The sequence below is a fragment of the Metaclostridioides mangenotii genome, from assembly GCF_018917235.1.
Taxonomy (GTDB): Bacteria; Bacillota; Clostridia; order Peptostreptococcales; family Peptostreptococcaceae; genus Metaclostridioides.
In genome coordinates this window covers 77100-96952 of sequence record NZ_JAHLOF010000002.1, presented here as the reverse complement: position 1 = coordinate 96952, position 19853 = coordinate 77100, and the positions used below count along the sequence as shown (strand labels likewise).

The following is a 19853-nucleotide window of genomic DNA, read 5'->3' as shown; positions in this document are numbered from 1 at the left end:
AAATTATTTATTTAATGTACTAATTCGTGAAAATCGTTTATTTATTGGTATGAGGATTGTTGTTGTAAGATCATCATCTGAAGAAATTACAAGTTCACCGCGATATTTCTTAACTGACTTTTTTATACTGTTAATACATATTCCACACTTAACTGTATCATCTTGATCGTCAGTAATAATTGTATCTTTACTGTAAACCGTTATATTGGGTTTAGAACTTTCACATTTAATTACGTAATAATTATTTACTACATCTCCAGAAATTTTTATAACTTTAGACCTATGCCTTCCTCTTATTTTTTTACATTCCTCCATTGAAATATCAATTATGTTTGTAAATATACAACAAACATCTGTAATATCCATAAATAAGCATTTAGAGAAGTCTATGTCTACGGAAAATTCTATATTGTTTGAGTCACAAATGTATTTTTTTTCAGTTAAAAGAACATCTAATAATAAGTTTTTCGTTTCAAATATAGTACCCATTTCAAACTTTTGTAAATTGGAATAGTACTCGTATTGCATGTTCATTTTTTCTATTATTATCTTATTTTCTAATCTAACCTCATTATCTCTTATTAATCTTGATAACAAAATTACTAATGATATATTGGATAATAATAGTATGAATGAAATCGTAAACATTATTATGCTTTTAGTATAATTGAAATTTGAACCTTGAAACATAAAACCTGTTATCGCAACAATACTCAATATATTTGCTAAAATTGGTATGCAAATATATAAGTATCCTTTGTTATCTATTTTTGTATAGAGTTTAATTCCTTTAACAACAGGTACAATCATTAAGAGTAATGATTTAGTTAAAATAATCAATTCTAACCTAAAGACATTTTGTTGTAGTAATATATTTAAATTTGCTACTTTATTCAAAGCTATTACTATTGTAGAGCCTAGTGCATCAAAACTAATTACTAACATCCAATATAGTAAAGTTATAACTATGCATTTTAAAATAGTTGTATCGTAATTTATTTTGTATATTATAAACGTTATGGCTAAACTTACAAACAATTTTAAATATACATTTACATCAAATGCAGTCATTAAAATAATTGTTATAATAGATACTACAAAACAAAGATTTGCAAAAATTTTACTACTATTTAACTTACTGGATTCATCTAAAATAAATTTTAATACAAACCATTCAATCGATGTTGATATTAACATTAATAGTGTCCAATAAAAATTTGTTTCTAACATTATTTACCTCCACATACGACATGAGTCTTAAGCTAACATATAATTTCACTAAAATTAGACGTTAAACATAGTATATATTCGCCAAAAAGTTTATAATTCCTTTTTTATTTTACACAATAATTTAAAAATATCTGATGATCTATATAGAAATGAGACCTTATCTCGCATACATTAATACTCAAAAAGAATTTCAAAAAAAGATATGGCATCAGTGTAGTTCAAATAAGGTAGCTACCTTTTATTCTAATTAGGAAATTAGGTTTAAGGATTTGCAATAATGTAAACATTATCTTATTATATTGCTATAATAAGGTATAATTTTACATTAGATAATTATTATATCTTTAATTGAAATTTATAAAAATCCGAGGGCTTATGAATATTTCAGATATGATTTATGTGGTGCAGTATTTATTTCTTTGGTATCATTCTTTGTATTTGGAATCTCTGTGAGCTTTGAGGAAATTAGCCAACTGTTCTCAAATCAAATTATTAAAAATTTACTAATTTTTACACCTTCTTTAATATCAGTAGTCCCTAAATTAGCAATATCTACATCTCTGGAATATGTTTATTTTAAAACGAGAGATATTAAATATAATATTATTTTGCATATGCTGTACAGTTTTATAATTATTTTAATATCATTTATAAAACAATTATATTAAATAGAAAAAATATCGGAGGATAAAAATGAATAATATAACTATAAGAAAAATGAACTGTAATGATACAATACCATACGATTTGCTTTATTTAGCTGATCCTTCTATTGACATGGTAGAAAGATATATAAGTGAAGGGGAGTGTCATATCGCCATTTTAAAGAATGAGACTGTTGGCGTATATTTGTTATCAAGAAAGTCTTTAGATACACTAGAAATCGTAAACATAGCAGTTAGAGAATCCTGTCAAAATACAGGTGTCGGGAAGTTACTTGTTGAAAACGCGGTGAATTTATCCAAAAGTAAAGGGGCTAGGTATTTAGAGGTCGGTACTGGTAACTCAAGTATTTCACAGCTCGCTTTTTACCAAAAATGTGGATTTAGAATCATTGGAGTTGATGTGGACTTCTTTAAGAACAACTACAGTGAGAAGATAGTAGAAAATGGTATTGAATGTTTAGATATGATTAGGCTTAGAATGAGATTGTAATATGGTTAGAGTATATATAAAGGGACTATATAAATCCTGAAAAATCAGGGTGCTTATATTAGTCCCTTATAAATTACTCTATTATAAAAATATTTAGTTCAACTTAGTAATTAGCTTGAGTAGCATTCATATAAGACACTAAAAAAACTAGCACATTGCCAAATGTAAATATAGACAAAATAAAAGAGCTATAGATATAATATATTTTTTTATTCAATCTCAAAACTATTAAGTTCTAAATAAAAATTAATATACGTAACTTCCATGTATATTGATAACCATAGCATATATGGTACTGCACATAAAATAGCTATTAAACTTAATATAAAAATAATTCCTAATACATTAAAGATACAGTATATTAAATAGATGATTAATCCTATTGCTATTGGTAGTATATACCAACCCAAGAAGCTAAGTCCAAGTATAAAAAATTCCATTACATGACCTTGCATTAAACTAACGCCTCTTTTAATGCATTCAAAAATATGCATATCTGGATTTTCGCAGAATACATAATATGACATAGAAAATAGCACAACAATGTAATAAAATAAAATAATCAAGCCAATTCCTAAAAATATCCCTATTATTAAAGTAAATACATTCACATCAGTAAATTCAAATATTATATATCCAAACATTGAAAATAATAACCCGAGTGCTAAGTATCCAGCAAATAAAACAATTCCTAAAATCATAGATTTAGTTAAGTTTTTGTAACCAAATGCAATCTCTGAAATTTTAGGGTTTTTATCTAGTGCAAGGTCTAGTAAAAATTTAATCTTACCAACATATAATGGTGCAGCTATAAATAATTGTAATAATAAAAATAAGATAATTGAGCTTGTAGCCTCTGATTCAAGTATGCTTTCAGTCATAAAAAACACTAAAGATGTCAAGAATGCCACAAAGATTGCTGAACCCAAGTGACCTTTCAATTGACTTTTTGCCCTTTCTTTTAATACAGAATTTGAAACCATAATAATTCCCCCTTGATATATTTATATCTAAACTTAATTTTAACTTATTCGAGTATTATTAAAAAGGTTAAATGTTAATAATTTACAATAAAAAAGTATTATTAAATGCATAATGACTTATATAAAATATATAAACTTTATATTAAAGTTGCATAAAATAATACTTTTTGAATTAAAAATAATTTTAAAATTTTTTAATTTTTTATAAATTACATTCTACTTTCATAGCTACCACAATAAGTCTCAGAGTACATAATAGGCTTTTCAGTTTTTGGCTCAACTTGAATATTTTGAAGTTTACAAGTATCTCCTTCGCCATTATGCTCACAATAACTTACATTACAGACTAGATCAGTTTGACCATTGTTAGTATTGTTAGTCAATCTACTATAGTGTTCTTTTTCTAAGAATGAACTACAGTTAGTGCTTTCACTATTCTTAGCAGACTTACCTGAAATATTTATTTTTTCTGCGTAACAAAGATTGTTATCATAGTAAGAACAATTTGTTACATTACAATTTATTTTAGACATAAAACTACCTCCTAATCATTCTTTATTACCAGTATGTCCAAATAAATTTATAAGTATAACATCAACAACAATTTTTTTCCTATTATTTACATAAATTGTATAAAAGCTTCCTATTTGGAGAGAATATTAGAAAAGGAGGCGAATATATTGTTTGAAAAAAGAAGACGTTATAATTATCAAAAAATATCTGCTTATGTGGTAACAGCAATTATAGTATTTGGAAGTGGATTTTATATAGGATCATTTGCTGCAAACAGGGATATGTCTATCAAAAAAACATCGAATATGACAGAGACAAAAGTACAAAAACCATATGGTTTAAATGAAGACTGTGAGGTTTGGCTACAAAATGAAGGTGAGACAGAGACAAATTACAAGAAAACTTATATAATGGCAGGAATAGTTCCAAATGAGGTTTTGGGAAAAACAGAAAATGAAATCAAGGAATACTTTAAAAATGAATACCCAGGTAAAGTAGTAAAAAGTTTAGCTAAAGATGAAATTGTACTAGAGGATTCTAATTATGAATCGGATGAAAAAGTCGATACGATGAGCGAAAATACTAAAAGAGGTAAGTACGCTATAGAATCTAACAAAGGTCATATAGCACTTTATAAGTACGACCAAAAAGGTAAAAAGACTTTAGTAGAAAAGACTAAAATAACTTTGGATTCTCTTCCTAAAACAGTACAAGATGAAATCGAAAAGGGTGTAATAATGGACACTGAAGATGAGGCATACGCAAGATTAGAGGATTTTGCAAGTTAGTTTTAAGTTAGAATTAATTTATAGTATAAATAATGTATTAGCATAAGGAGCTATCTTTAGTAATCTGTTTACAGTAGATAGTTCTTTTTATTTTGCCATTTTATTTACATAATGTATGTTATGGCTTATTTTGACTTGTATTTATGTTATAATTATTTAGAACATAAGTTTTGTAAACAAAAATATAAACGATTTTAAAATAAAAATAAAAAATTAAGTTGTAGACGTACATATAAAAAATATGTTAGAGATATTGGGGAAGGACGTTATTTATGATAATCTTGGGAATAGATCCAGGGATAGCTATAGTTGGATATGGAGTAGTAGAGTACAAAAACAATAAATTTACTCCTATTGACTACGGAGCTGTTACTACACCAGCACACATGGACGTATCTAGAAGACTAGAGCTAGTGTACAAAGGAATAGATACGATTATAAAGAATTATAATATAGATGAAGTCGGAATAGAGGAACTGTTTTTTAATAAAAACGTAAAGACTGCTATTACAGTTGCACAAGCTAGAGGGGTTACTATGCTTGCGTGTTCTCATAATAACAAGCCAGTATACGAGTATACACCACTTCAAGTAAAACAAGGTGTTGTGGGATATGGTAGAGCACAAAAATCCCAAGTTCAACAGATGGTAACTGCATTTTTAAATTTGAAAGCTGTACCAAAACCTGATGATGTAGCTGATGCATTAGCTGTTGCTGTCTGTCATGCGCATTCAAATAAACTTGAAAAGACTTTGAAAAATATAGGGGGCAAATATGTTTAATTATATAAAAGGAACAGTTGAAGAGATCAACTTAAATTACATAGTTATAGAGAATAATAATATAGGATATGAGATTAATGCATCTACAAACACTATTGCAGATATGAGAGTTGGAAAGGAAGCTAAGATATACACAAAGTTAATAGTTAGAGAAGATGACTTAAACATATGTGGATTTTCTACTAAAGAAGAGCTTAGAATGTTTGAACTTTTGACTTCAGTTTCCAAGATCGGTCCAAAAGTGGGATTGTCTATACTTTCATTTTCATCTCCCGAAAAGTTAGGAGCATTTATATTAAGTGACGATATAGCAAACCTTTCAAAGGCGCCTGGAGTTGGGAAAAAGACAGCTGAGAGAATTATACTAGAGCTTAAAGATAAGATAGATAAAGAAAGTGTGGCATTTGAACCGACACTATTCTCTGAAAAGCCTATACTTGTTTCTCAAGATGAGGCTGTTGAAGCACTTGTCGCTCTTGGTTACAGCCCTATGGAATCAAAAGAGGCTGTACAAAAATGTAAAAAAGATGGTCTAAATACTGAGGATATAATAAAGAAATCTCTAAGCTATTTAATGACCAAGTAAAAGCTGATCTAGAAGGGGGGAGAAGTTATGAACGAATTTGATGACGAAAATAGAATAATCACATCTTCTATGCAGACAGATGATGTTGATATAGAAAACAGTTTAAGACCGAAGACACTTGAAGAATATTTGGGGCAAGAAAAATCCAAAGAACAGCTTAGCATATTTATTCAAGCCGCAAAGTCTAGAAACGAACAACTTGACCATGTTCTTCTGTATGGTCCACCGGGACTTGGTAAGACGACTCTTGCAAGTATAATAGCCAATGAAATGGGAGTTAATCTTAGGATAACTTCTGGTCCAGCTATAGAGAGAGCCGGAGATTTGGCGGCTATACTTACTAACTTAAATGAAAATGACGTACTTTTTATAGATGAGATTCACAGGATAAATAGAAGTGTAGAGGAGGTTCTATATCCTGCAATGGAGGATTTCTGTTTGGATATTATTATAGGAAAAGGTCCTTCTGCTAGGAGTATAAGATTAGATCTTCCTAAATTTACTTTAATAGGGGCAACTACTAGGGCAGGTATGCTAACAAATCCTTTAAGAGATAGATTTGGTGTAATATGTAAGCTTGATTATTACACAGTAGATGAACTTGCGCAGATAGTTTTGAGGTCTTCTTCTATTTTGGATGCAGAGATTCATGAGTCAGGAGCATTAGAACTTGCTAAACGTTCAAGAGGTACTCCAAGGATAGCTAATAGACTTTTAAAGAGAGTAAGAGATTATGCTCAAGTTAAATCAGATGGAATAATTAGGGATGAAACAGCAAAGGATGCACTAGAGCTGCTTGGGATTGATAACCTAGGGCTTGATTACGTAGATGAAAAATTATTACATACCATAATAGAAAAATTTGGTGGAGGGCCAGTTGGACTTGATACTTTAGCAGCTTCAATCGGTGAGGATAGAAACACAATTGAAGATGTTTTTGAGCCTTATTTACTGCAACTTGGATTTATAAATAGAGGTCCTAGAGGAAGGTCAGCAATGCCGTTAGCATATGAACACTTAAATATAGAAAAGCCCCGTGACAAATAGCATAGTATCACGGGACTTTTTAAATTTATACCAGTAGTTTATATATCTATTTTTTGATATAATAGTAAGGTGAATTTTTTTTGAAAGGGAGTCTAGTTTTGAAGACAAGTGATTTTAAATTTGATTTGCCAGAAGAATTAATTGCTCAAGTGCCAATAGAGGATAGATCTAGTTCTAGACTGATGGTACTTGACAAAAAAACTGGCGAAGTAGAACATAAGATATTTAAAGATATAATAGATTATTTAAATCCAGGAGATTGTTTAGTATTAAATAATACAAGGGTAATTCCTGCTAGATTGATTGGAGAAAAAGTTGGATCTGGCGGAAAGATAGAGTTTTTATTATTAAAAAGAACAGAAGATGATACTTGGGAAACACTAGTAAAACCAGGTAAGAGAGCAAAAATAGGTACCAAATTCTCTTTTGGTGGGGGAAAACTAATCAGTGAAGTCATTGGAATGGGAGAAGACGGATCTAGAATAGTTAAGTTCAGCTACGATGGGATATTTGAGGAGATTCTTGATGAGCTGGGAAGCATGCCACTGCCTCCATATATCACAGAAAAATTAGAAGAAAAAGATAGATACCAAACAGTATACTCAAAACACAATGGTTCGGCTGCAGCTCCAACAGCAGGGCTACATTTTACTGAAGAACTTTTGGATCAAATACAGAAAAAAGGTGTAGAAATTGCATTTATTACTCTACACGTAGGACTTGGTACATTTAGGCCAGTTAAGGTCGACGATGTTTTAGAACACCATATGCATTCAGAGTACTATATGGTAGATAGAAAAGCAGCTGAAAAAATTAACAAAGCTAAAAAAGCTGGAAAAAATGTGGTATGTGTGGGAACTACAAGTTGTAGAACTGTTGAATCAGCTAGTGAAGAAAATGGCATAATAAAAGAGACGAGTGGTTGGACAGATATATTTATATATCCAGGGTATGAGTTTAAAATTGTGGACAGACTAATAACTAACTTCCACTTACCTGAGTCTACACTTATAATGCTTGTTAGTGCACTGAGTAGTAAAAAAAATATTCTAAATGCATATAATGTAGCTGTCGAGGAAAAATACAGATTTTTCAGTTTTGGAGATGCTATGATAATTAAGTAGAAAACTAAAAACCCATACTTATGATTATAAAAAATAAAGTTCTAGAAAAAGTATATATAATCATAACTGTAAATATAGACTATAAAATAAAAACCATTAAAATTAATTAAAATAAGGTCAAAAATGAAGGGGGGTTTCTATGAAAGAATTAGCAAAAAACAGTAATAGCAAAGTACTAAAAATTGCATTTTTACTAGAAAAACTTCTAGCAGTAGTTGTTTTACTTACAATATGCCTTGGTGTTATGGATATATTTAGACTTATATGGTTTGAATATATAACAGATTTTAAAAATATTGTTGAATACCAAACACTAAACAATATATTGGCACAAGTACTATTACTTGTGATTGGAGTTGAGCTAGTTATAATGCTATCACTTCATATTCCAGGTGCGTTTATTGAGGCATTGTTGTATGCAATAGCTAGAAAAATGCTTTTACTTCCTAAAAATGAAGGTATGATGGATGTTTTATTAGGGGTAGTTGCTATGGCCGGTCTTTTTGCAATAAAGAGATTTTTAATTCAAAAAGGAAGTTATATAACAGAGATTGACTCCATTGATGGAAAATGTGATGACAAGATTTTGGATGAAATCAATGTTAAATACGAAGAAGAATACGAAAATTAATATAAGTATAGAAGTTTAACAGGTAGTAACTAATGATTAGGAGAAATAATATATGTATGCAGTAAGATATGAACTTATAAAAACTTGCAAACAAAGTGGTGCTAGACTAGGAAGATTACACACGCCACATGGCGTTATTGATACACCAATTTTTATGCCAGTTGGAACACAGGCGACAGTTAAGAGCATGACTCCAGAAGAACTAAAAGAAATTGGATCACAGATAATACTTAGCAATACGTATCATCTGTACATGAGACCGGGTCATGAAATTGTTAAAAAAGCAGGTGGACTTCACAAGTTTATGAATTGGGATAAACCTATATTGACAGACAGCGGAGGATTTCAAGTATTCAGCTTAGGTCCACTTAGAAAAATTGTTGAAGAAGGTGTTGAGTTCAGATCCCACCTTGACGGATCAAAACACTTCTTAACACCAGAAAAAGCAGTGGAGATACAAAATGCACTTGGATCAGATATAATGATGGCATTTGATGAGTGTGCACCGTATCCAGCAGACAGGGATTATGTAAAAAAATCTCTAGAAAGAACTACTAGATGGTTAGAAAGATGTAAAGAAGCTCATAATAATACTGAGAAACAAGCGTTATTCGGTATAATTCAAGGTGGAATGTACAAAGATCTTAGAGAACAATCCGCTAAAGAAATTACTTCAATAGATCTACCAGGATATGCAATCGGTGGACTTAGCGTTGGTGAACCAAAGCCGTTGATGTACGAAGTACTTGAATACACAACACCGCTTATGCCAGCTGACAAACCTAGATACCTGATGGGTGTCGGAAGTCCAGATGACCTTATTGAAGGTGTAATCAGAGGGGTAGACATGTTTGACTGCGTGCTTCCTACTCGTATAGCTAGAAATGGTACAGCAATGACTAGCCAAGGTAAAGTAGTAGTTAGAAATGCAAGTTATGCAGAAGACTTTACTACGTTAGATCCAGAGTGTAGTTGTTATACATGTCAAAATTACACAAAAGCTTATATAAGACATTTAGTTAAGACTAATGAAATCTTAGGGGCTAGACTTATAACTACACACAATTTACACTTCCTACTAGATCTTATGGCTAAAGTAAGAGAAGCAATCATTGAAGATAGGCTTCTGGATTTTAGAGAAGAGTTTTTTACAAAATATGGGTACGAATTATAGCGATTCACTATGAATTATTATCATTTTAATGTATAATACTCTATAACGCTTTAAAAGGCATAATTTAAATTAACAAGATATAATTATGAAGAACAAGGAGTGAAAAGCATGCCACAACAATCACTATTACCTGTAATAGCCGTATGGGTAGTCGTATTTGGTTTATTCTATTTCTTACTTATGAGACCTCAAAAGAAAAGAGATAAGCAGTTAAAAGAAATGAGAGAAAGCCTTCAAGTAGGAGACAAAGTTACTACTATAGGAGGAATCATAGCTACTGTTGCTAAAGTTGATGATGACAACTTAACTCTTGAAATAGGTCCAAGCAGAACTAAAGTTCCGTTCCAAAGATGGGCTATAGGAACTGTTGAATCTAAAAAAGAAGAAGTAGAAGTTAAAGAAGACAAAGAAGAAAAGTAATTTAAACACCTCCTCTTGAATATATTTAATTCAGGAGGAGGTTTTTTAATGGAGAAATCAAATTATATTTTTAAAGGTCTTGGTTTTGCTTATATTATGACATTAGCTATACTTCTTATATACAGCTTGTTTTTGACGTTTACTAGCATGAGTGCAGAGACGATTACCATGGCGGCATCCTTTATCACAACTATTTCTGCAGCTTTTGGTGGATTCTATGCATCTAAGAAAATAAAGGAAAAGGGTCTTTTTTATGGCCTATTAGTTGGTCTAATGTACATAGTATGCGTATTTTTAACTGTCTTTCTCGTTCAAGATAGCTTTGTTTTTGAATCTACAATGTTATACAGAATCCTTCTTATGACTGCAGCCGGTGGAATTGGTGGAGTTTTGGGAGTCAACTTCAAATAGAGTTTCTCATAATGTCATTTTATGATATAATCAGTATAGCACAATGGGAATGGAGGTATAGTCATGGAGAAAAAACACATAAAAACTTTATCAGGAGCTACTTTAAAGCAAAGCGCTGAAAAAGGTGGATGCGGAGAATGTCAAACTTCTTGTCAATCAGCTTGCAAGACTTCTTGCACAGTTGCAAATCAAGAGTGCGAAAGATAGAGAAAGTTACTACATAAATGCTCGATCAATTGGGTAGTTGCATTATGCAATTTTGCGTTACGATTAAAATGTCGCAAAGTCCAGTTGACCGAGTATTTTTTTATGCAATTATAATTATAATAAAATAAATTTAAAATAAAATGAACCATTTCACTCCTTTAAACGTCTAATTAGTGAAGAGGCAAATAAGTAGCGCTGCGATTTGCTAGGGAAGGTAGGAAGCTAATTGAATAAAAATTTATTTATAGAGAAAGTTCTAGAAGCTGAACGTACTTTATATCATGTATCTAAAACAATTTTGAGCAAAGATCAAGATTGTGAGGATGCGGTTCAAAGTGCAATTTTAAAAGCTTATGAAAAATTAAATACATTAAAAGAAGAGCAGTACTTTAAAACATGGCTTATCAGAATCTTATTAAATGAATGCTATCATTTAAAACGCAAAGAAAAGCCCAATGTACCCTATGAGGAATGTTTTGAGTTTGTAAAAGCTGAGGATAAAGAGGACTATAGTGAATTGTATCTTGCTATAACAAAACTCCCTGAGCGAATAAGAATAACTGTTGTTCTTTTTTATGTGGAGGGCTATTCTGTAAAGGAAATTAAACAGATATTAAAAATACCTGCCGGAACCGTAAAAAGTAGGTTGGCTAAAGGACGAAAACTACTAAAAAACAAATTAGAGATTATGGAGGTAGATTATGAATAAAGACAATTGGAACAATATCTTTCCTGATCCACCAGAAAGTTTTCATAATAAGGTGAGTGATACTTTGTTTAGCTTGCGAGATAAAAAGGAGATTAGTGAAATGAATAATAGATCAATATTTAGAAAGATACCAATAAAAAGAGGGGTTTTGGTAGCTTTAGTTGCTACTGTGGCTGTTGGTACTACTGTACTTGCAGGCGGTAAAATAGCTTCTATAGTCGGCAGCTCTAGTACAATACCTACGTACTATTCAATGCCAAGTGCTGAAAAGATAAATAAAGATTTTAATTTTGAACCTAAGTTGGTAGAAAAATTTGATACAGGATACGAGTTTAAAAGTGGTCATAAAGTAAAAAATGAATTTTTAGATGAAAATAAAAATAGTCTAGGAAAACAAAACACTTTAGATATTGAATACGAAAAAGGCGATGACAACTTAAGTCTAGGACTAGCAAAAGGCAAATTAGGTGAAGAGTCTGATGGTGAAAAACTTCTAGAAAACTATAAAGGTATTGATTTAAAATATATAACTTACTTAAACAAGGTAGTACCAGCTGATTATAAGTTAACTGAACAAGATAAAAAAGATGAAGCTTCAGGAAAATATGTATTCAGTTATGGTAGTGATGAGGTGGAGGTTTCAGAGTCTAAACATTTAAGTTGGATGCAAGATGGAATAAGTTATATGTTTACAGCAATTGACTCAGATGTTACACAAGAAGAACTGGCTGAGATGGCTCATCAACTGATTGATTCTCTAAATAAATAAAATAACAATTTTTTAGATATATAATGTAAAAGGCGATAGCTATAATTAGCTATCGCCTGTTTTAGTTATCTTGTAAAGTTGTGAAAAATTAAGTTAGTATGGTATAAATATAATATAGAAAAAAGTCCGAACAGCTTTGGATAAATAAAAAAACCAGATTTGTACGGACTACATATAAAGAGGTGATTAGCTCGATATGAACAATAATTTACAAAAAACAGTATTAGTTGCTGATGACAGCCCAGAGATAATAGAGATAGTGGACATACTGCTATCAAATGAGGGATATATAGTAATTAAGGCTACCAATGGTCAGGAGGCTATAGATTTAGTCGATGAAAATGTAGATCTTATAATTTTAGATGTAGTAATGCCTGTAAAAAATGGATTTACGGCATGCAGAGAAATCAGAGAAAAAACCAATGCACCTATATTGTTTTTGACAGCAAAGACTCAAGAATCTGACAAAGTAATAGGTTTTTCATCTGGTGGAGACGACTATCTGCTTAAGCCGTTCTCTTATTCTGAGTTTACTTCTAGAGTTAAATCTCTTATAAGAAGATATTATGTATACCAAGGCATAAATATAGAAGAAGAACCTAAAGAGATGACTGTAAGAGATCTAAGTATAAATATAGACACCAAAGAAGTTAAATTAAAAGGTGAAATTATTTCTCTAACAACAATAGAGTACGATATGCTAGAACTAATGATGAAAAATAGAAAGAAGGTTTTTTCATCGAAGAATTTATACGAAAGTATATGGAATGAGCCATACTTCTATACAGCAAACAACACTATAATGGTTCATATAAGGAACCTAAGAAAGAAGTTAGAAAAGGATAAACGAGATCCTCAGTACATAAAGACTGCTTGGGGAAAGGGGTACTATATTGATTAAAAAATTAAAACCCTCTAGGCTAGGTTGGAAAATTCTATTTTATATCATTGTATCTATATTTGTAGCTTTTGCATTAAATGTACCATTTTATAACATGCTTGAAGGTGTTGTAAATAGTGCATCTGAAGAAAAACACTATTTTCAAAGCCATTTAACAAAGTTAGTAGAAGATCTTCAGACTTATATTGAAGAGAATGATTTAAAATCAACTGATGCAGAAATGGTATCTTACTGGAATGACGACAAATGGTATGTGTATATGAATATACACAAGGATAAAAAAATAATGTACGATACTGTAAATTATCCAAAGAAGGTATCTGATGAAGAGGAGCAAAGAGAACTTCAAAGCAACGATTTTATGAACAACTACACTTTAGAGTTTAAAGATACGACTGCGGAGGTAACAATAACAGCGTTTTTTAATGCAAGATTTCAAAACTTTATAAATGCTGCGTCGGTAGCTTTTTTAGCAGTAACTTTTATAGTGACATTCCTTTTGTTGTTTAGCCGAAAGATGAAGTATATCAAAAAGATTGAGCAGGGAATAAAGATAGCAGAATCAGGAAGCCTAGAGTACAGAATTCCTGTAAAAGGAAATGACGAATTAAGTTCCCTTGCAAACAGCATCAATGAAATGAGTGGAGTAATAACTGATCAACTTGTACTAGAAAGTGAAATGAGGCAAAAAAATAAAGATATGGTGACATCAATATCCCACGATATAAGAACACCACTGACATCTGTAATATGTTATTTGGATCTTATTGCGGATGGAAAGTACCAAGACAAAGAGCAGTTGGACAGATATATTGAAAATGCAAGGGTAAATGCTTATCAGATTAAAAAATTATCCGAAAACTTGTTTATTCATTTTGTATCGTCTCCAGGAGATATCGATTATGAATTCGAAAGAATCAATGCAAATGAATTTATATTCCAGCTGATTTTAGACACGACATTTGAATTAGAAGAGAGTGGATTTGAGGTCAAATTTAAAAATGAGTTACATAACCAAATACATATTGATGTAGATATAACCCAATTTAGAAGGATTTTCACTAACATATGTTCAAATATAATAAAGTATGCTGATAAAGATACACCAATTGAATTTTCAGCTAGAACAACAAAAAATTTTCTGCTTATAAAGCAGGCAAATCGTGTTTCTAAATCAAAAGATCAATCAGAAAGTTTTGGTATAGGTATTAAGAACTGTAAAGAAATAGTAAAAAATCACAATGGTTTCTTAAATATCTTTAATGATGAAAAAGAATTTATGGTTGAAATTGGCATTCCGATAAGCTCTAGAAAAGATTAAATTTTTTTAAAAAAAATTAATAAAAACCTCTAAAATCAAGCCTTTAAAAAAATTAAGAATTCTTAAGAATTATACTAAGTATTTCTAAAGATTTAGCTAATAAAATATTATATATAGCAGATAATATTACATAGTGAAAGAAATCGATTTAAATATTATTAAATCGAAATCAGTCGTAATAATTTATGGAAAACTTGCGAAACTATATTGCTAGTTATAGTGAGTGACAAAGACTTATAATTCACTTTTGCTAAAGAGAGGATGAGAAATATGAAAGTACTAATTCTTACAAGTAAATTTGGTATGGGACATCTTTCAGCATCTAATTCGTTAGCTGAAGAGATTGAGGATTTATATTTTGGTGCTGAAACAATGGTAGTAGATATATTTGAGTACATCATGCCAGAGTATACAGATACCATGTATAAAGCCTTTAATGTTCTAGTAAACAAAGGAAGCAAACTGTATAATTTATTTTATAGATTTACAGAAAACGGGAAAATAGATTCTACTCCATTTGTATTTGAAAATTTTTTAAAGAAGTTAGAAGATCTTTTAAATGAAATCAGACCAACTGTAGTAATATCTACATTCCCATTTTGTTCGCAGCTTGTATCAAGATATAAAGAAAAAACAGGATACAAAGTACCATTATTAACTTGCATAACAGATTTGAGTAGTCATTCAGAATGGATCAGTAAAAATACTGATTGCTACATAGTTGCAGATGAATATACTAAAAACGAATTAGTTGAAAAAGGAATAGATGTTTCTAAGATTTTAGTAAACGGAATACCTGTTAGAAGAGAATTTAAAAACATAAGAAGAATTTATAATGAAGATACAAATGACATAAATATAAATAATAAATTAAATTCAAATATAGCTAAATTGATAAAAGACCAAAACGAAAAAAATATACTTATAATGGGAGGTGGGCTTGGATTACTTCCTAAATCAAGTAAATTTTATGAAGATCTTAATGAATTAGAGGGCGTAAAAACAACAGTTATAACAGGAAACAACGAAAAAATGTACTACAAACTACACTCTATGTACAATAACATAGAAGTTGTGGGGTATACTAACCGTGTAGATAAATATATGGAAAAAGCAGACCTTATAATAACAAAACCAGGGGGAATTACTCTGTTTGAAACAATACATGCAGAACTTCCACTGCTAGTATTTACACCATTTTTACTACATGAGATTAATAACGCAGCTTTTATTCTAGATAAGAACATAGGAAGAGTATTAAGCAAAAATCCAAAGGAACATATAGATAATATAAAAAAAATTATTTATGATGACGAACTTTTGATTACTTTTAAACAAAACTTAAGATCTATAAAACATAATTTGGACGATTTTAAGCTAATAGAGATGTTGGATTATCTAGAAGGTGAGGCACAAGGAGAGTGCACTAGATGCATATAATAAATTTTATATTAATTGGAAGTACAATAATATTACTTTTATTTTTAGCACATTCAATACTACCAACATATTACAATAAGCTTTATAATAGAAACATAACAAAAAAAACAAAAGGGAAAAAAAGGATTATGCTTACGTTTGATGATGGCCCTGATCCAAGATATACAAACGATTTATTAGACATTCTAAAAGATAATAACGTCAGAGCGACTTTCTTTGTAGTGGCAAATAATGCTAAGGGAAATCCAGATATAATAAACAGGATGTTAGAGGAAGGTCATGAGGTAGCGTTGCACTCATTAGAGCATAAAAACGCATGGCTTTACAGTTATTTTTATACTAAAAAAGATTTTTTAGAAAGTCTAAATATAATGAAAAAATTAGGTGTAGATGTAAAACATTACAGACCACCATGGGGACATACAAATATCTTCTCAGTCGCCTTTGCAAGAAAACACAACCTTAAAATAATACTTTGGAGTGTAATGGCAGAGGACTGGGAAAAAGATGCAACAGTAGAAGTAATAGTTGAGAGACTAAAAAGGAGAACTAGAGGAAACTCAATAATTTGTCTTCACGATTCTGGAGAAAACTCAGGAGGAGCAGAAGGAGCGCCAAGAAGAACCATTGATGCTTTAAAAATTGCGCTACCTGAACTCAAGGCATCTGGATTTAGATTTATCACACCAGAAAGGAGCTAACAATGGGCAAAAAAGTAGGAAAGAAGAAAAAATATATAATCTCAAGGGCAATTACTAAAAAAAATAAAAACAACAACAATAAATATATAGGAAGTCTGACATTTATGGTATTGCTTATGGCGATAACTGGATACTACATCTTCAAGGATCAATCATTTTCATCTTTGATAGGAGTTATTCAAAAAATAAACCCGGTTTATATATTGATTGGATTTTCTATGATGTTTTTGTACCTAGGTTGTGAGGCTGTCGGAATAAACCTGATAATGAAAACCTTGGGTCAAAAAGTATCGTTACTTAAAGGACTCGGATATTCATTTGTAGGATTTTATTTTAGCTCTATAACACCTTCAGCATCAGGAGGTCAGCCAGCTCAAGTTTACTACATGAACAAGGACAAAATTAACATATCCTATTCATCACTTACACTTTTGATTTTATCAGTATTTCACCAACTTGTAGCTCTACTTTATGCAGGTATAATGTTTTTAGTGAGATATTCATTTATAAAAGAAGATTTAGGAGCAATGAAGATACTATTAATCTACGGGGTTATTTCAAATGTGATTTTAATCGGTGGAATGATCGGTATAGTATTTTCTAAAAAATTTGTAAATACAGCTATTAAATTTTTAGTAAGAGTACTTGCTAAAGTTAAAATAGTAAAAAATATTGATAAAGCAATGGATACAGTCGATAGACAAATTCTAGAGTACCAAAAAGGAGCAGAACATATCAAAAATAATCCTTTTCTTATGTTTAAAGTTTGTGTGATAACAATAGTTCAAGTGACTGCAATGTTCTTGGTACCGTACTTTGTTTACAGAGCTTTTAACCTAAAAGGATACGGTGCATTAGACATAATAGCTGTTCAGGCAATACTTACACTTGCAGTTTCATCGCTTCCTCTTCCAGGAGCAGTTGGAGCAACTGAAACAGGGTTTTTGAATATGTTTAAAGTATTCTTTGTTGGAAGTATGCTAATACCTGCGATGCTAGTAAGTAGAATCTTAAACTTCTACGCATTTTTAGTAATAAGTGGGATTATTACACTCTTTATACATGTTAAGCAAGTAAGGAGAGAAAGTTCAAAGAAAAAAGTATATAGACTTGCAAATATAAGAAATTTTGATTTTAAAAAGTACATGATAAATAAAAAAGAGATACGTATATGAAATTATCGGAGTAAGAGAGAATAGCAATTTTAATTAAGAATAGTATATGAGTTATGGTTAAATTGATTACCATATCTCATATACTTTTTTATTTTGTTTTTACATTAGAAATGAAATTAAGTATAAGAGATGCTTCTATTAAAATGAGGCATCTTTTTATGTTCTTATGTTGAGCTTAAGATATGTTCAAAGTATTGTGACGATGTTGCATTTACTTTTATTTTAATTATGACAATGGTAAAATATAGTAAAGTAATATGATGTAGATTTACAAATATAATATAATCTTATAAATTGATAGCATGATGTTTAATTATACAAAATACGATTTTTCGAACGCTTTTATGAAAAAAGAGATAGCGATAATTGAAAGATGAATTTATATTAAAATGTTCAATAGAGAGATAAACGCAAAGGAGAAATTAATACAGTGAACCGAATTAGTGAAATAACGAAACGTGATATTTTTGAATTGTTTCAAAATGGAATAGATATTAATGTATTATGGGATGTAGAAAAAATCACTTACCCTTATTTTGGGAGATTGGAAGAAATTGATTTTCTTAAGAGGCTATATGATTTGAATAATATGTCAAGTAAGGACACAAGGTATTCTGATGCCGAAGGTGATATCAGGCAACACACAATCAATGATGACTATCCTTTTTGTTGGGTATTTGAGGATGAACGTTTCGGTTTGAAAGATGGAACTGATGAGGAATATTTGAAATTCATATGTGAGATATTTCATCCAGCAGTAAGGATTGAAAAAGAGCATTGGAAAGAGTTTTATGATAAAGTCAACCAGCTTTTGAAAAATGACATGTATGAACTATATCCTTCAGAAAAAATATCTAACCGTGATGTTTATAGTTGGAGAATATTCAGTCCAGAAGAAAACAATATGTTTATTCCATATTCTTTACGAAATGAAAAGGATATAAAAAAGAAAAAATTAGTACTATCAATTAAAAGAAACGTAAGGAATCAAATATATCAACTTTTAGAAAGATATAATAATGTATATCAAGAAACTGATGTAAATGGATGTAAATATTATGTTGAAACTAGAGAACAAGTTATATATGACATTAAGAAATTTTACATACCTATGTGTTATAATAGGAAAAATCAATATGTGGAAACTGATAACCTACAAGACTTTGTATGCTATAGTGTGCCATATTACGTAATAGATGTGATTGAGTTTTTTGAAAAATATAACTATGATAACAATTTTGAATCAGAAGTAAACGCTATGTTTAAATTGAATAATATTAATTTAAAGCTAAGTCATGGTAAAGTTGAAAATACATTTACCAGACAAATTATAAATAGTACGTTAGCACAGATACAAGAAGCAGGGCTTAAAGAGTTACTTCAAGAAGCTGCCAATTATTATGACAAAGGTAATATTAATATCGCTGTTGAAAAACTATGGGATGCTTTCGAAAGATTAAAAACGTATTATTCGCCTAATTTGGATAAAAAGAAATCAGTAAATAAAATAATTAGTAACATGAGTGGAAGTCAAGAGCATTATAAAGAGCTTTTCGAAAAAGAATTTTCTGAACTTACATCTATCGGAAATAACTTTAGAATCCGTCACCATGAAACAACGAAAATAAATATTGAAGATAATAGGCACTATGATTATTTTTATAGACGATGTATATCATTAATCTCTGTTGCTACTCAATATCTGCATAATGAAAAAACCTTCTAATAAAATTAATCTACTAATTTTAGATAAAGATTATTTATAAAAATAAATTAAGAAGTGTAT

22 protein-coding genes are annotated in these 19853 nt (G+C 30.2%); 19 read left to right on the top strand and 3 right to left on the bottom strand.

Annotated elements, in window-relative coordinates; genetic code table 11:
• Window positions 1–3 precede the first annotated feature (3 nt).
• Window positions 4–1230: a GHKL domain-containing protein gene (locus KQI18_RS03765; RefSeq protein WP_216466346.1), complete on the bottom strand. Its 1227-nt coding sequence runs from the start codon at window positions 1228–1230 to the stop codon at window positions 4–6.
• A gap of 693 nt (window positions 1231–1923) precedes the next feature.
• Between KQI18_RS03765 and KQI18_RS03760 the strand changes: the two genes are divergently transcribed.
• Window positions 1924–2385, top strand: a complete 462-nt coding sequence (locus tag KQI18_RS03760; RefSeq protein ID WP_216466344.1) for a GNAT family N-acetyltransferase — start codon at window positions 1924–1926, stop codon at window positions 2383–2385.
• Between the two features lie 209 nt (window positions 2386–2594).
• On the opposite strand, the gene KQI18_RS03755 is transcribed toward KQI18_RS03760, so the two are convergent.
• Both KQI18_RS03755 and KQI18_RS03750 read right to left on the bottom strand, forming a co-directional pair.
• Entirely contained in the window at window positions 2595–3368 is a 774-nt protein-coding gene (locus tag KQI18_RS03755) for a DUF975 family protein (protein WP_216466343.1), read from the bottom strand.
• 209 nt (window positions 3369–3577) lie between these two features.
• On the bottom strand, window positions 3578–3901 hold the full coding sequence (locus KQI18_RS03750) for a DUF1540 domain-containing protein (protein WP_216466342.1): 324 nt from the start codon (window positions 3899–3901) through the stop codon (window positions 3578–3580).
• Between the two features lie 147 nt (window positions 3902–4048).
• On the opposite strand from KQI18_RS03750, the gene KQI18_RS03745 reads away from it, so the two are divergent.
• From KQI18_RS03745 to KQI18_RS03660, 18 genes are all read left to right on the top strand, one after another.
• Window positions 4049–4669 (top strand): hypothetical protein, encoded by a 621-nt coding sequence (locus KQI18_RS03745; RefSeq protein ID WP_216466340.1) that lies wholly within the window; start codon window positions 4049–4051, stop codon window positions 4667–4669.
• Between the two features lie 272 nt (window positions 4670–4941).
• Complete coding sequence (ruvC, locus tag KQI18_RS03740) at window positions 4942–5451, top strand: crossover junction endodeoxyribonuclease RuvC (RefSeq protein ID WP_216466338.1); 510 nt, start codon at window positions 4942–4944, stop codon at window positions 5449–5451.
• The gene (ruvA, locus tag KQI18_RS03735) at window positions 5444–6037 is read left to right on the top strand and encodes a Holliday junction branch migration protein RuvA (RefSeq protein WP_216466337.1); all 594 of its coding nucleotides are present in this window, start codon (window positions 5444–5446) and stop codon (window positions 6035–6037) included. The genes ruvC and ruvA overlap by 8 nt, the downstream gene beginning before the upstream one ends.
• 27 nt (window positions 6038–6064) lie before the next feature.
• The gene (ruvB, locus tag KQI18_RS03730) at window positions 6065–7084 is read left to right on the top strand and encodes a Holliday junction branch migration DNA helicase RuvB (protein WP_216466336.1); all 1020 of its coding nucleotides are present in this window, start codon (window positions 6065–6067) and stop codon (window positions 7082–7084) included.
• A gap of 98 nt (window positions 7085–7182) precedes the next feature.
• Window positions 7183–8208, top strand: a complete 1026-nt coding sequence (queA, locus tag KQI18_RS03725; protein ID WP_216466334.1) for a tRNA preQ1(34) S-adenosylmethionine ribosyltransferase-isomerase QueA — start codon at window positions 7183–7185, stop codon at window positions 8206–8208.
• A 139-nt stretch (window positions 8209–8347) separates the two neighbouring features.
• The gene (locus KQI18_RS03720) at window positions 8348–8839 is read left to right on the top strand and encodes a phosphate-starvation-inducible PsiE family protein (RefSeq protein ID WP_216466333.1); all 492 of its coding nucleotides are present in this window, start codon (window positions 8348–8350) and stop codon (window positions 8837–8839) included.
• Window positions 8840–8891: 52 nt separating this feature from the next.
• Window positions 8892–10013, top strand: coding sequence for a tRNA guanosine(34) transglycosylase Tgt (gene tgt / locus KQI18_RS03715; protein ID WP_216466331.1), 1122 nt, complete (start codon window positions 8892–8894; stop codon window positions 10011–10013).
• A 108-nt stretch (window positions 10014–10121) separates the two neighbouring features.
• Entirely contained in the window at window positions 10122–10433 is a 312-nt protein-coding gene (gene yajC / locus KQI18_RS03710) for a preprotein translocase subunit YajC (protein WP_216466328.1), read from the top strand.
• A gap of 48 nt (window positions 10434–10481) precedes the next feature.
• Window positions 10482–10844: a TIGR04086 family membrane protein gene (locus tag KQI18_RS03705; RefSeq protein WP_216466326.1), complete on the top strand. Its 363-nt coding sequence runs from the start codon at window positions 10482–10484 to the stop codon at window positions 10842–10844.
• A 63-nt stretch (window positions 10845–10907) separates the two neighbouring features.
• Window positions 10908–11051: a six-cysteine ranthipeptide SCIFF gene (gene scfA, locus KQI18_RS03700; RefSeq protein WP_065365606.1), complete on the top strand. Its 144-nt coding sequence runs from the start codon at window positions 10908–10910 to the stop codon at window positions 11049–11051.
• A 226-nt stretch (window positions 11052–11277) separates the two neighbouring features.
• Window positions 11278–11760: an RNA polymerase sigma factor gene (locus KQI18_RS03695; protein WP_216466325.1), complete on the top strand. Its 483-nt coding sequence runs from the start codon at window positions 11278–11280 to the stop codon at window positions 11758–11760.
• Entirely contained in the window at window positions 11753–12529 is a 777-nt protein-coding gene (locus KQI18_RS03690; RefSeq protein ID WP_216466324.1) for a hypothetical protein, read from the top strand. The genes KQI18_RS03695 and KQI18_RS03690 overlap by 8 nt, the downstream gene beginning before the upstream one ends.
• Window positions 12530–12725: 196 nt before the next feature.
• Window positions 12726–13430 (top strand): response regulator transcription factor, encoded by a 705-nt coding sequence (locus KQI18_RS03685; RefSeq protein WP_216466323.1) that lies wholly within the window; start codon window positions 12726–12728, stop codon window positions 13428–13430.
• Window positions 13423–14751 carry a HAMP domain-containing sensor histidine kinase gene (locus KQI18_RS03680; protein WP_216466322.1) on the top strand — a complete coding sequence of 443 codons (1329 nt, stop codon included), beginning with the start codon at window positions 13423–13425 and terminating at the stop codon, window positions 14749–14751. The genes KQI18_RS03685 and KQI18_RS03680 overlap by 8 nt, the downstream gene beginning before the upstream one ends.
• 270 nt (window positions 14752–15021) lie before the next feature.
• The gene (locus tag KQI18_RS03675) at window positions 15022–16191 is read left to right on the top strand and encodes an MGDG synthase family glycosyltransferase (protein WP_216466321.1); all 1170 of its coding nucleotides are present in this window, start codon (window positions 15022–15024) and stop codon (window positions 16189–16191) included.
• The gene (locus KQI18_RS03670; protein ID WP_216466320.1) at window positions 16182–16892 is read left to right on the top strand and encodes a polysaccharide deacetylase family protein; all 711 of its coding nucleotides are present in this window, start codon (window positions 16182–16184) and stop codon (window positions 16890–16892) included. Before KQI18_RS03675 ends, KQI18_RS03670 begins: the two co-directional genes overlap by 10 nt.
• A 2-nt stretch (window positions 16893–16894) precedes the next feature.
• Entirely contained in the window at window positions 16895–18067 is a 1173-nt protein-coding gene (locus KQI18_RS03665; RefSeq protein WP_216466319.1) for a lysylphosphatidylglycerol synthase transmembrane domain-containing protein, read from the top strand.
• Window positions 18068–18497: 430 nt separating this feature from the next.
• Window positions 18498–19793, top strand: a complete 1296-nt coding sequence (locus tag KQI18_RS03660; RefSeq protein WP_216466318.1) for a hypothetical protein — start codon at window positions 18498–18500, stop codon at window positions 19791–19793.
• Window positions 19794–19853: the final 60 nt, after the last annotated feature.

Excerpts from the sequence above, each read along its gene's own strand:
- KQI18_RS03765 (WP_216466346.1), bottom strand. The coding sequence starts at position 1,230 with ATGTTAGAAACAAATTTTTATTGGACACTATTAATGTTAATATCAACA.
- KQI18_RS03760 (WP_216466344.1), top strand. The coding sequence starts at position 1,924 with ATGAATAATATAACTATAAGAAAAATGAACTGTAATGATACAATACCA.
- KQI18_RS03755 (WP_216466343.1), bottom strand. The coding sequence starts at position 3,368 with ATGGTTTCAAATTCTGTATTAAAAGAAAGGGCAAAAAGTCAATTGAAA.
- KQI18_RS03750 (WP_216466342.1), bottom strand. The coding sequence starts at position 3,901 with ATGTCTAAAATAAATTGTAATGTAACAAATTGTTCTTACTATGATAAC.
- ruvC (WP_216466338.1), top strand. The coding sequence starts at position 4,942 with ATGATAATCTTGGGAATAGATCCAGGGATAGCTATAGTTGGATATGGA.
- ruvA (WP_216466337.1), top strand. The coding sequence starts at position 5,444 with ATGTTTAATTATATAAAAGGAACAGTTGAAGAGATCAACTTAAATTAC.
- ruvB (WP_216466336.1), top strand. The coding sequence starts at position 6,065 with ATGAACGAATTTGATGACGAAAATAGAATAATCACATCTTCTATGCAG.
- KQI18_RS03720 (WP_216466333.1), top strand. The coding sequence starts at position 8,348 with ATGAAAGAATTAGCAAAAAACAGTAATAGCAAAGTACTAAAAATTGCA.
- tgt (WP_216466331.1), top strand. The coding sequence starts at position 8,892 with ATGTATGCAGTAAGATATGAACTTATAAAAACTTGCAAACAAAGTGGT.
- yajC (WP_216466328.1), top strand. The coding sequence starts at position 10,122 with ATGCCACAACAATCACTATTACCTGTAATAGCCGTATGGGTAGTCGTA.
- KQI18_RS03705 (WP_216466326.1), top strand. The coding sequence starts at position 10,482 with ATGGAGAAATCAAATTATATTTTTAAAGGTCTTGGTTTTGCTTATATT.
- scfA (WP_065365606.1), top strand. The coding sequence starts at position 10,908 with ATGGAGAAAAAACACATAAAAACTTTATCAGGAGCTACTTTAAAGCAA.
- KQI18_RS03690 (WP_216466324.1), top strand. The coding sequence starts at position 11,753 with ATGAATAAAGACAATTGGAACAATATCTTTCCTGATCCACCAGAAAGT.
- KQI18_RS03685 (WP_216466323.1), top strand. The coding sequence starts at position 12,726 with ATGAACAATAATTTACAAAAAACAGTATTAGTTGCTGATGACAGCCCA.
- KQI18_RS03675 (WP_216466321.1), top strand. The coding sequence starts at position 15,022 with ATGAAAGTACTAATTCTTACAAGTAAATTTGGTATGGGACATCTTTCA.
- KQI18_RS03670 (WP_216466320.1), top strand. The coding sequence starts at position 16,182 with ATGCATATAATAAATTTTATATTAATTGGAAGTACAATAATATTACTT.
- KQI18_RS03665 (WP_216466319.1), top strand. The coding sequence starts at position 16,895 with ATGGGCAAAAAAGTAGGAAAGAAGAAAAAATATATAATCTCAAGGGCA.